Below are 13016 nucleotides of genomic sequence, written 5' to 3'. Positions count from 1 at the left end.
TAATTATAAAACAAATAAGTCAAGTTTAAGTGAAAAATACAGAAAAAAGACAAACCCTGAAAGCGTAAGCAATCCATTTAAAAAACTAACTAATAAGGAAAACCCACAAGCTAATAGGTTTGCAGAAATAAAGATACTTGAAAAATTAAAGATAAGTAAGGTTGGGCGTTTCCATAAATGGAGGGTACCATTGTTGAGATCGATGGCCTATCCAGTACTTAGGAGCAAGGCAAAAAGGATCTAAATCGTGATATAAGGAACAATATTTAGCACCCCACCAGGCAAATGAACTTGCTGAAAGAATACCATGATGACACAAGGACATAAGCATTAAATCAATTTGTGGAGAATTTTGAGATATGAAGGAGTCAGGTCTAGAACCAAATATATCCTCAAGATACATGAGATCATCACCCATAAATATAAAAGTAGATTTCGGCGAATATTTCGTGATAACCTCAATTGCTTTCAAATACCAACTTAGACTAAGTACGGCAGGGGATTGAAGTGAGGGCCAGCGTAAATAATCACCACGTCGAATATGGACAAAAACGAGAGTATCTACAATGGGATCTAATCCGTTAGCCGAGAGCCATAAATTAGCGTCAGTTAGAAGTGTGCGCTTCAAGGGAGGAACATCGATAAAATTGCAAAAAACATTGGAATGCTGAAAAAAAACGTTATCTGGAACATATAAATTAAAAAAAAGACCCCTGCGAATAAAAACATGAAAACCATCAGAAGATAAATCCTCCACTATCCGAGACAAGATCCTAAAACGAGATAAAAACTTAAGCGAGGAGCAGAAGATTTTAAAAATGAGATGAGATCTGAACAAGTGTCTACTCACAAAATGGACTTTTAAATCGGTGGAGATGGATCTTAGATCCTCAAAACCAAATAAGACAATCTGTTCATCTGGAAAATATGTACGTAATCCGCAATACTGGAAAAGTTGATTACCCAACCTACCTTGCTCGGGAAATAGAATCATGATAGAAAATATAAGATCAGAGAAAAATTAAAAAGTAGAAGAAAAGAATACATTAATCAAGGCGGCACAAATAAAGACTGATAGTAAGGAAAAGAAAAAATTGCAAAGAAAAGAAGAGCATATTTTAAGTAAAAAAGCTATTATAATAGAGATAGTAGAGGAGCAACATGGCTTCTTGTATAAGTAAACAATGAAGCAATTAAACAGAGGAGAAATACATCCAAATTAGCTCGAAAAGCAATTTACGAATGAATAAGTGTTGTGCTAAGTAGATCGTAATGCAAACAGCAAAAAGCCAAAAGAACCTTAAAAGGACAATTAGAAGTTAAAATTCACAAGCTGAGAGCTATGCCGAAAAAGTAACGATAAAAAAAGATATATACCTAATACAGGCCTAATAAACGAGAAAAAGATATAGTTCAAATTAAAGATACAGAACTACTTTCACGATTGATAAGGAATCACCAAAAACATGCTAAAGAAGGCTATTAGGGGGTACGAAAACAAAAGGAACACAATAAAGAAGAATTAAGATAAAGAAGAATTGAATAACATATTTCAAAAAAAGAAATTAGGATCTGGTAAAACAAAATATACCTAAACCATAGCGCTGCTGTGCCAAGAAGTCAAAATCACCGAGATCACCCTCCAAAAAAGAGCCAGAATGTGTTAAGTGGTGAAAGTTGGATAAAGATAACCCATTTAGAGAAGCTACTTTTACAATGGTAGAGGGATGAAAAATACGATGAGCATTAAACTGAACACGCTGGACACCTATAGGTACTGATATTAGAAGAACTCCTTGAGGTTGCAAGAGAAGAGAAAGAGAAGCAAGACCTTTGGACCAGCCATTAGGATCCAACTGATCTCCATAACGACCTAAACCAATGTGCTCCAAAGTGTGCAAACAAGTGACACAGTCATAAATACCAAAAAAGGCAGGATTTGGTTCAGTAATATCCCATTGCGTAAAAAATACATTGTTGATGTTGACAGGAAGAGGCCTTATATCAAGAACCTCAACTTGACGTACACACGCAAGATGAGCAACAAAACCGTCTATACGAGAACCAATGTCTACATGTTTTCTGGGATTAAGTGACAGTACTTTCTGTGCGACAAACAAGTCTTGCCAAAAATACTCACCAAGTGCAGAAGCAGATTCAAATCTATCAAAAAGAATCGGATATAAATCAATAGGAAAAAATGAATCCTTCTGATGACGAATAAAAAAGAAATACTGACGGATGTACCACGGAATCGAAACAAGTGATGATACCAAACGAAGAATATCAATGCCAAATAGTCGTAGAAAAACCGTAAGAGACCTAAACATGACCTTGGAAGCGGAGTGAATCAACAAAAATCGTATTGCATCGAGTATCTGCAAAAATAGAGTAGTTTTTAGAGATCAAAAACTCAATGATCTCAGAAATTTTACGACCTCCTGTCGCAGGATCGAAAGTAAGAGTCTCAGACACTATAAGCAAAGGGCGATATAAAGAGAAATTAATATCCTGCAGAATTTGCAGATCTAATCCTTCGATATCAATAGACATAAAGAATGGGATATCAGAAAAATATAAATCAATAATACTATTTACAGGAAGGACGTCAACATCTATAGAATCAACAATATGAAATGGGGTGGTACGTTGAATTCTTTCAGCCTCCTCGAGAGAAAAAGTATTCAACACATTTGAACTCATCAAGTAAAGAGTTTGCTTGCCTGTAGTTCCATAGACAGAAACACCACAATTTAAAGTTATATCGCGAGGTCGTTTACGCTTAAGTAGTCGGTACAAATTAGGATCAGGTTCAACCAAAACTCCTGTCGAACCCCTTCTATAAAAATAAAAGGAATTGCTCAAACGAGAAGGATGGTTGGCACCAATATCGAGATAGGTGAATTTTTGGCACGCAAGCAAATTGAAAGCTTGCTCTATGATCAGATCTTCACCAAATTGGGAAAAGGAATGCCTCGCATAACGATAATCACAAAGCTTGAGTAGATTTCTTTTGAGCCAAGAAGAATACATAATTACATGCGATAAGACAATCTAAGCAAGAAAGGTGATGTAAGAAAAGACTTAACAAGCGCCACCATTAAATTCTAGCATATAAAAGAGAAATATTAAATGAAAAAATATAATTAATTCTATAAGCAAGAAGAGAAATAATCAAGAAAAGAATTTGAAACGGTCAGATATTGTTTGCTATGCCAAGTTTTGACCTGTTTAGATGCAAGCTGGTTAAAAGTATTCCAAAATAATAAATTAGATTCAGTATGGATAAATGAATCAAAGGAATTCATAGTGAAAGGCTGAGATGAAAATAGATTACTTAGGTCTAATGCCTGCTTTAAGGAATCTGAAAAGATATGAGTAGGATATTTAGTTAAAGAAAGCAAGGAAATACCAACCGAACTATAATTTAGTACAAAATCATATGGAAGAATACATGGGGGAGAAAAGGAGAGTTCAAGAGATTCTAAAAAGTCCGGAATAGTATTAAATTTATGATAGATGGAAGGTATCAAGACAGCATTTAAATGAGAAGAATGTATACTCTGGTAGGGAGAATGTTTAATAAATAGAGTAGGAAATCCCAGTGAAGTAGCAAAAGCGCCAATACCATTGCCATTGTTTACCAGCAATTTTGAACGCGCAAAAAGAGGAATCACATCTTGATATTGCTCATCCACAAACTCAAGTCTAGACTCATATTGTTGAAATCTTGGGAGTAAATAATTAATAATGGAATGTGATGTATATATTATAAAAGTTGTGGAATCGTCATTAACCAAAAAAGAACGTAAAAGATGCTCAATTTCGACGGTCTGTAAATTACGATAATTTTGTTCAAGTACGGCTGAAGAGTTTTTGTAAAAATGGCTAGTCCTACATGCAATAAGAACTGGAAAGGAGGAAGGATATGAAAAATCAGACGGAAGGTTAAGCTTTTTTCTAGCAAATGTTCGCCATGGAAAAATCAAGTCAGTCGAAAGATATGGCAGATAAAAGAGCTCTCTATCAATCCTATTCGGAAGAAGTGGGGAATAAAAAAACGATGTAATATACTTGATAAAAGAAAAAGAATTGTTGTATATATAATGCAGGTATGAAAAGGGAACAAAGGAATCAGAAAACAAAGAGCGTAAAATGGAGTAAAGAAAAGAATTATGGTCGTCGGAAAAGCCTTGAAAGGAAGTAAATAATTTTATATTATTTGAGGAAGCAAAGGAAGAAGCAATTGCAGGCTCTATAGCAGCATGACCAAAAAATTTATGACAGAAATGGACGCTATAAATTTTTTTACGATAAAATATAGAGGAGAGAACAAGGGATACTATGAATAACAATAGAGATAATGGCAGAAGAAAAAACTTTCTTAAATACATGACGAAAATTATGCTTTAGCTAGCAGGATAATGAATAATGTAATAACAATATAGCATAATATCTTCAAAAAGAGGTGGCTGCCTTAAGAGCAGGGTTAGTAGTAACATATTCCCAAAAGCATTGGATACTTAGGAAATTAGATAATAAATTACCAATAGACAAGCAAACAATGAAGTTTACTGATATAATATCTAATCAGTGATATATAAATAATCAGTAGAGCCAAAATTGTTTGACAAATAAAAGATCAGTCAAAGGAACGAAGACGAGGGCTTGCAGAAAAGAGTAATATTAAGACGAACAAGTTTATCACAAGAAGATAAAATTAACAGGATTGCCAAATTATTGAAATATTAACCATCCTCGAAGAGAATCTATAATCAGAAGCAACTTCCAAGATAAGTATAATGATCGGAAAGAAAAGGAAGCTCAATTTGTGCAGTCCTAGATGTTTCAAGCAAAGGGCGTTTCGAATAGCTATACTTTTTAGCGATATTTGGCCAGTCAACGCTGTTAGAATCAAGGTATTGGAGTTGATCAGGTATAACGTCACAGGTAGAAGATGGACCTTTCTCTGCAACAACTAAAAGATACTGTATCCCAGGTAATGAGCATCCTGATCGAAAATAATCTAAATTTTTCGAACGGGTAAATTCGTGAGAATAATTGAAAATATGTACATCATAGTCAAACCTAGACAAGCCAGGCTTGGTTTGACACAAGAGGTAGACTTTGCAGTCGAGGAAATTATTAGCAGCATAATAAGACAAGAACCATTCAGCAGTCACAAATGTAAAAGCTCCAAGAAGCCTTGAGGCTGATTCATAGTGGAGAACACGACCATTACTATTAAGCAAGCGTGAACTATTAATCAAAACGTCTGCTGGAGAAAAAACATTATCCAAACAACCACCTGTGTAAAGAAAATCGTAGGAAGACTCCAATTCAGGTGGAATGGGCCTTGACAAGTCCAATACTAGATTAGAAGACTCATAAGCACTCTTATCGACAGTTTTGTAACTCACAGAGAAAAGAGACTCAATCAGGGAGCTGTCTGAGTATCGACTACCAGCTCCATGCCTAGTACTAGTATCCAAAGAAAGTTTATCAACACAAGATTGGCCACAAATATTAATTAACGTAGACTTATCAACATTGACGGTTTGGCTACCAAACGAAAGCCAGTTACCAGATATAGGCCTGAAGGAATGCTCGGCAATAAGCGCTTTGATAACTTGCTTGGTGATTCCCACGATTAAAATTAATAACACCAATTATAGCACAGAGTTGGTAGGGAATAATCCGATGAAGTATAATTTTGCATTACAGACACTAACTGAAGATAGTGCTTACTAAAAAGTAAAAAGATTATTCAACGACTATAAGTAGGATCAGCTCCAAACTTGCAAATAAGGAGCTAGTTGCATACAAAGCGGTGAATACTCAACCGGCTTGATCATCTAGAAAACTAATTATCTTCTAAATCGAGAGACAAATCTGAAGATAGAAGATTTAGAATGACAGCAAACTACTAAAGCTATGCCCAAAAAAGAAATGAATAAACATATCCCAAAAAAATAAAAATCTATATGTAGGCTTAGTGGGTTTTATAGTCTCAAATCCCTAGCGTGCGATACTAAAAAGGTATCCGATACTCTAGTAGAGCCTGAACTGCCAAAATCCTGAAGAGATTGAGACCAGCACGATTGATAATCAGACTCAAATTGTGTCCAACCATTAAGCATTTCAACTGTAGCTTCTTTGATTTCAGGCGCAGTATTGTCAACCCAAGTATATCCTTGAACATTATTTTTATCTCTTATGTTGTGTATAAATGAATCACTCCAGCCAAAAACAGAATCGAGAGTCTCGTTTAAAGACATTAAGTCGCCACAGGGGCGCCTGATCATTTTAGGTAAGCATAAAGATTTAGCATGAAAAACAGCTTTACCAATATCGGGCATATTTGTCCAAAGAATTGGTACACCAAAGGCTGCCGCAACACCTATCGGTCCTGAAGTGGTTGCAATCATAAAGCGACTCTTAGCAATGAGATAAATATTAAGCCACTCTGGAATCTCCTTTTCTTGTGTGAGATCAATAACGCCAGGATGTCGTAATGGGGTCATCCTATTGTTACCAATTCTGAATACAAGACCCCCATGCTGTGAGATTTCATCGATGGCTGGAAGATAAGAACTGATGCAAGCATTCCTTCCATATAACCTTCCTTCTGCTACTGTAGCTTCGCGAACATGTAATGTAACTATAAATTTAGGAATCTGCCAATTGCGTTCAGCAAAAAAATGCTCAGCACGAGTCTGGTCATTATCTGAAAGTTTAATCAAGGGCGGAAATGATTCCTTCTCCCAAGCTAATGCATACCTATTATGTGCACTAACTAAGTCTAAATATCCGTCAAAAGTCCGAATGGTTTGTATCGACTCAACAATGGGCCAGAGACTATTTTCAATAGCTTTCTGCTCAGAACGACTAACATTAAGAAAAGAATCAAAATGTTGACCCCAAAGCCTTAAAAAGTATTCATTAGAAGTTAAACCAGCAAGTATCCAATAGCTTTTGACAGGATTATGGCCCAAAAAATTCATACGAGCTCGTAATGCTAAGCCAAACGAAGAGTGACCGATAGAACCAACAATTTCAGAACCAATAATCCGAAGATCTAAAGGATCAATTGAGTGTAAAGAAGATGCTTTATCTTCTATTGTTAAAGAAGAATACAACAAATTTTTAGTCTCATCCCAGCATGCAAATGCATAAGCGGAATTAGCATTATGCAATATAGATTGATGTTCTGAATACAATACCAGAGCATCTGTTGGCAGTAACAAAAAAGGGGAATATTTTATTGGACTAGATTTACTGCCATGTTCGAGTATAAACTCAACTGACAGAGTTAATTGTCGTAGAAATTTAGAGGCAGAAGCGATCTTAAAATGCAGTAAAAGAGATACTGTAATTCTAATAAACAATGAAAAAAACTTGGCACAAGAGCCAATAAGTTTCAATAAGTGTAAAATAAATTGCAAGGTGCTCATATCAAAAAGTACCTAAGCTTGATAATTTAATGGACGCTGACTATCCGGACTGAATGGGGGGATTATCATTTGATCATAGAAGACTTCTCTAGCCAAGAGAGGTTCTAAATCTTCATTAGGATAACCGGCCTTAACTTGTGGAATGACTCGCATCTTATCTGAAACAATGAAATTGCAAAGTATAGGCATGGATTCCTTTAAAACATTGCTGACGCAAGATTCAATAGAATCATTAGAGGCGACTTCAGCATATTTCAGGGAAAAAGAATTTGCCAAAGATCTGAAGTCAGGAAAGTCAAGACCGCCTTCGTAAGAGGAAGCAACATAATCCGAATCAAGCCATTGATCTTGAGTTTGTTGGATCATTCCATATCCAGAGTTATTAAATAAGAAAATCTTAATTGGCAGTTTGTAGCGCTTGATTACTGCAAGTTCATGAAGAGACATCATAAAAGAGCCATCACCAATAAGGCAAATAGTATCCCTACAAGGAGTTGCCAAAGCAGATGCAATAGCGGCTGGAAGTGACCACCCCATTGCGGTATTATTGAAATCGTGGAAGATCCTTGTCAGGTGATTTGGCAGATAAGATTGCATCCCCCATGCAAGTGCACAACCAGTATCAAAAATTAAATTTGTCTCTGTACATATGGATTGGCTTAACAAATCAAAAACTACATAGGGATTAACTTTTTCTGTACAGATTGATTTCCTTGCGTTATCATCCATTAATGTAAAGAGGCTTTTCCAATCCTTGATTTGATCTAACCAAGGCAGTTTTGATGCAAAAGAAAATTCTTTAGCCCTATGAATAAGAGGTTTCAAATTAGCAAATTTTAGATCCTGCAGGATAAGGGAGTCTATTTTCAAGCCAAAATGGGAAAACTTCGAAAGCTCAGAGGGGTCAACATCAACGACAATTTTTTTTGCCTGTCTAGCAAAAGTATTCACCGGTGAACCCGTCGACTTAGTATCCAGTCTTGAACCAAAGGAAATAATAAGGTCAGCATTCTGGACCGCAAAGTTGGCATGCCGATTCCCATGTGTACCAAATGTACCTACGAAAAGAGGATGAGATGCTGAAATAAGATCAGCGGCACCCCAAGTCAGTGCAATTGGAATTGAAAAGTTCTCAGCAAATTCAAGCAGCTGGTTTTTAAATCCTGAGAGATGAACACCCCAACCGGCAATAATAATAGGCCGTTCCGAAATATTTAGTTGAGAAATAATATAGGCTGAGGAGTCATTAAGATTAGGGTATATAGTAGGTACAATATCCGTGTCTGGCAAGAATTTTCGACACTTTGATCTATCAACCAAAACCCTCTGAAAGTCATCAGGGATATCAACAAGTACAGGTCCGGGACGTCCACTAGTAGCTATAAAAAAGCACTTCTCTAATTCATACAATATGTCAAGAGGATCACTAATTTGCACAGCATACTTGGTTATCGGGGCACATATACTAACAATGGGTGTTTCTTGAAAACCAACTTGACGAACTCCAGTATTACCAACCATACGAGTCGTATTCACTTGTCCAGTGATTGCTAGAACAGGCACAGAATCGTAATAACTACAACATAAGCCAGTGATCAAATTAGTAGCACCCGGTCCACTAGTAGCAATTGCGACACCAAGATTACCTGTTATCCTAGAATATGCATCTGCAGCCATCGCAGAGGCTTGCTCATGATGATTACAAATGTAATCAATAGATGGATGATTTGCGACGGAGTGAATCAGATGTAATGAGGCGCCACCTGAAATTGCGAATACATGGCGAACAGATTTCTCTGATAAAAAATCCGCTACTAGATCTGATAATTTTTTTACTACCATGGCATTTTACCTTTACTAGATATAAATAATGAGCCGTCCTTGTATGAAGAAGGCATGTCAGAAAGTGAGAAAACTTCCTGCCATGAGAGAGACTGTGCAAACAAATGGATATTGGAATCTCTAAAATGATTAAATATACGCTCAGCATTGGAGATAGATCCAACTTCTACGATTGCATCTGAATTAGTCCAATCAGTTGGATCACTTGAACATATTATATTGGCCTCATGACCTTCAACATCAATTTTCAAGAGTTCATGCTCAAGCAGTATATTTTTAAATGCGCGCGTGGGCACAGAAAAACGCTCCAGCTCACCATAGGGTTCGTCTTTGGCTCCAGAGAGATGACTGCCAGTGGTATTACCCACAACTCGCGTAAATTCAGTTTCACCGTCGTCAATTGAGACCGCGGCAGCAATAATATTGGGAGTTACATTATTCAAACCAATATTTAGCTTTATACGCTCTAAATGTTCTGGATCCGGCTCATAAGAGTCAACTGAAAAACCCAACTTACTCAAACTAATTGAATGTAGACCAATATTAGCACCGAGATCAGCAACTGATTTGTATCGGTGAATATTTTTTTGATAAAAAGAAAAAATTATTAACTCATCCAAACCAAAGAGGTGCGTTGAATTAATGGTCCCCATAGAGAAATACGGTAGACACAGATTACCAATATTAACTAAATCAGCACTACAGTCAGAATTTGCTCCAAAGAGATCATCTATAGCTGGCTTTAATAAACCATCTAGATATTGATAAATTGAAGAGGAACGAGCATGAGAATGGTTAATGGAAGGGAGTATCTGTAGAATAAAATTAAGGGTGGAGAGTGATTTCATGAATGAATGTGGTTGGTTTGGAACAGATGATTGCCGTGCCTTCTGAGCTTGAAGACATCGGCATCAGAAACTAATTTACTCGCAAAGTCATCAGAATCAAATGGATCATGAGCTGTGCTAAAATTTCGACCTCCAACAGTTTTCTTATCTTGAGCTAAAATCCACATTACACTATCTATAACTTTATCCATACCAACAAAATCAGAATCAGAAATACGTCTCACAGTCTCTTGATATGATGAAAGATGAGACAAAGAGGGTTCCAAAGATTGCTCATGAATCTTTGTCTTTACCCATCCTGGGCCCAAAATAGTAAAAGAGGTGTCTTGTATCTCCTCATCTAATAGCTCTACCAACTTGATTAGAGCGATCTTTGATAGTGTATACGATGAATAGTTCTTTGGTGCAGAATTAGTACCACCTCCGGCAAAGAATAAAACATGAGGGCAATCACCTATACGAAATGAAAGAATTGAGTGGAGAAGGTAAACCTGATTTGAGAAATTGATATTAAAAGTAGAGAGCCATTCATGAATATCAATCGAATCAAATTTGCCGATAGGTGCCATAACAGCAGGACAAAAGATTAACCGATTCCACCTATATTTTTCCGAAAACAAGTGAACAAATTTATCGATTGAGTCGTGGGACGCCAGATCAAGAGGATGAATATAGAAATTATTATCTGTGGGAATCTCTGTGTTTCTCGAAGTTCCCACAACATTTAATTTTAGTGATTCAAAATGAGAAGCAAGTGCAGATCCAATGCCACTAGTAATGCCAACTATAAGTGTACAACTAGATTGGTTCATCAGAATGGACCTATGAATTCACGATTAGGTTGGTCTTTAGGGGTTTGCTCATCTTCTTTTAATAGAGAATCACATGGTTTACTAAAAATGGAGAAGATAGACCTCGTGATTGTATCTGAGGTTGGATAATATTCAGATGCCAAAGCATGGCAAGTTGGAACTGGGTGGGGAGGTAAACAAACACGCTTTGGATTTGACAAGAGGCTTTTGCCAAAATTCTCAACAACTAGTGCAATGACTTCTGCACTTATTCCACAAGTGGATTCCGCATGATCAACAACGAGAAGCCTTTTAGTTTTATTGACTGAAGTCAACAATGTTTCAGTATCTAATGGATGTATAGAACGGAGATCAATCACTTCGACGCTAATATTGAGCCGTAAAAGTGTTTCAGCTGCTTTAAGACATTCAAGTGTCATATAAGAAACTCCAACAAGTGTAATATCCGACCCCTCGCGCACAATAGCGGCTTTTGATAGTGGTATAAAGTAAGGCTCAGAAGGGACAAACCCTTTGATGTTATGTAACCACCGATGTTCTAAAAATAATACAGGATTATTGTCCTTAATTGCAGAAGAAAGCATACCTTTAGCATCATATGCAGAAGATGGCATGACAACTTTTAATCCTGGTATATGAGCAAACCAAGCATGCAAACTTTGACTGTGTTGTGGACCTTGTCCCCATCCTCGGCCGATTATCATCCTAATCACCAACGGAACACTCATTGTTCCATTGAACATATAGTGCCACTTTGCTGCCTGATTTACTATCTGATCTATTGACACAAGTGAAAAGTCAAGTCTTTGATGTGTCAAGATTGGCCTCATACCAGTTATGGCGCTACCAATTGCCACACCTGTAATCGCATTTTCTGATAGTGGAATATCAAATACTCTGTCAATACCATGAACATTTTGTAAATTTAAGGTAGTGCCGAATATCCCCTTTGGATCTGGCACACCCAAACCCATTAAATATACACCTTGATCATTAGCAAGTGCGTAATCTTGTGATTCTCGAATTGCTTCAGCATATGAGATCACCCTATCAGAGGTTAGATGACTATTTTCACAAGCAATAGTTGTTGAATGGTATACATTTTCGGAAGCAGAAGAAATGGGAGCAAAGCAAGAGGTCTCGGCAAAAACAAATGCTTCTTCAATCTCTTGTTGGATTTCTTCAGCCCACATCATTGATTCCTGAGGATCAACATGATCACTAAATTTAACTATAGGATCTTTTTCTCTCCATGATTCAAATTCTAATTCAGTACGATAACCAATGTCATTATCATAACCAGGTCCACAATGTTCTCTCCAGCGATATGTAGGCAGCTCTAGAAAATACGGCAAAGAGCCATTGCGCAAATCATTAATAGCCTTGAAGGAAGTATCATAGATTTCCCCTACATTATTCCCATCAACTGTAATTGTATTTAAGCAATGGGCTTTTGCTATGTCTGACAATGACCTTCCGGGAGGTTGCCTCACATCAAGCGGGGAATACACAGAATATAAATTATTCTCGCAAACAAAAAGAACAGGAAGGTTAGCTGTTGCCGCAAAGTTGAGGCTTTCGTGAACAACTCCCGACTCCATGGCCCCATCTCCAAGAAATACCGTAACAACACGGTTAGAGGAAGTACGCTTAGCAGTTAAGGCTGCTCCAACAGCTATCGGAATTGTGCTACCAACAATGGGAGTTGCACCAATAAAACCTGCAGATTTATCAGTAAGGTGCATTGATCCACCTTTACCTCCACAGCAACCAGTAGCTTTACCATATATTTCTGAAATCATTGCTTTCAAATCACCACCTTTGGCGAGATAATGAGCATGATTTCTATGCCCTGAAAAGACCCAATCAGACTTATCGAGTGCTGAACAAACTCCTACAGCTGGAGCTTCCTGACCGATACTTAAATGGACCGGGCATCTCATTTGTTGTTCAGAGTATTTATGAGCTATCTTTTCCTCAACCATCCTAATGCGAAGCATCGAATAGAAAAGATTTTTAGAAATTTCAGAGAAATGCGATATTTTATGTTTTAACATAGT

Annotated in this window: 10 protein-coding genes; all 10 read right to left on the bottom strand. The window is 37.0% G+C overall.

What is annotated here, in order from left to right:
- Positions 1-145: 145 nt before the first annotated feature.
- Positions 146-757 (bottom strand): alpha-1,2-fucosyltransferase, encoded by a 612-nt coding sequence (locus SynPROS91_RS00870; RefSeq protein ID WP_186517603.1) that lies wholly within the window; start codon positions 755-757, stop codon positions 146-148.
- A gap of 808 nt (positions 758-1565) precedes the next feature.
- The gene (locus tag SynPROS91_RS00865) at positions 1566-2330 is read right to left on the bottom strand and encodes a DUF268 domain-containing protein (RefSeq protein ID WP_186517601.1); all 765 of its coding nucleotides are present in this window, start codon (positions 2328-2330) and stop codon (positions 1566-1568) included.
- A complete protein-coding gene (locus SynPROS91_RS00860) occupies positions 2323-3033 on the bottom strand; it encodes an FkbM family methyltransferase (RefSeq protein WP_186517599.1) in 711 nt (236 codons plus the stop codon). Before SynPROS91_RS00860 ends, SynPROS91_RS00865 begins: the two co-directional genes overlap by 8 nt.
- A gap of 119 nt (positions 3034-3152) precedes the next feature.
- The gene (locus SynPROS91_RS00855; RefSeq protein ID WP_186517597.1) at positions 3153-3698 is read right to left on the bottom strand and encodes a hypothetical protein; all 546 of its coding nucleotides are present in this window, start codon (positions 3696-3698) and stop codon (positions 3153-3155) included.
- A gap of 1077 nt (positions 3699-4775) precedes the next feature.
- Positions 4776-5648 (bottom strand): hypothetical protein, encoded by an 873-nt coding sequence (locus SynPROS91_RS00850; RefSeq protein WP_186517596.1) that lies wholly within the window; start codon positions 5646-5648, stop codon positions 4776-4778.
- 354 nt (positions 5649-6002) lie between these two features.
- Entirely contained in the window at positions 6003-7454 is a 1452-nt protein-coding gene (locus SynPROS91_RS00845; RefSeq protein WP_186517594.1) for a TIGR04372 family glycosyltransferase, read from the bottom strand.
- A 12-nt stretch (positions 7455-7466) separates the two neighbouring features.
- Positions 7467-9296: a thiamine pyrophosphate-binding protein gene (locus SynPROS91_RS00840; protein ID WP_186517592.1), complete on the bottom strand. Its 1830-nt coding sequence runs from the start codon at positions 9294-9296 to the stop codon at positions 7467-7469.
- On the bottom strand, positions 9290-10144 hold the full coding sequence (locus tag SynPROS91_RS00835) for an FkbM family methyltransferase (protein ID WP_186517591.1): 855 nt from the start codon (positions 10142-10144) through the stop codon (positions 9290-9292). The genes SynPROS91_RS00840 and SynPROS91_RS00835 overlap by 7 nt, the downstream gene beginning before the upstream one ends.
- On the bottom strand, positions 10141-10956 hold the full coding sequence (locus SynPROS91_RS00830; RefSeq protein WP_186517589.1) for an SDR family oxidoreductase: 816 nt from the start codon (positions 10954-10956) through the stop codon (positions 10141-10143). Before SynPROS91_RS00830 ends, SynPROS91_RS00835 begins: the two co-directional genes overlap by 4 nt.
- A complete protein-coding gene (locus SynPROS91_RS12060) occupies positions 10956-12956 on the bottom strand; it encodes an alpha-ketoacid dehydrogenase subunit alpha/beta (protein WP_255439847.1) in 2001 nt (666 codons plus the stop codon). Before SynPROS91_RS12060 ends, SynPROS91_RS00830 begins: the two co-directional genes overlap by 1 nt.
- Between the last annotated feature and the right edge of the window lie 60 nt (positions 12957-13016).

This window comes from Synechococcus sp. PROS-9-1, assembly GCF_014279775.1.
Taxonomy (GTDB): domain Bacteria; phylum Cyanobacteriota; class Cyanobacteriia; order PCC-6307; family Cyanobiaceae; genus Synechococcus_C.
The sequence above is the reverse complement of the archived record's forward strand: the minus strand, read 5'-3'. Positions and strand labels throughout refer to the sequence as shown.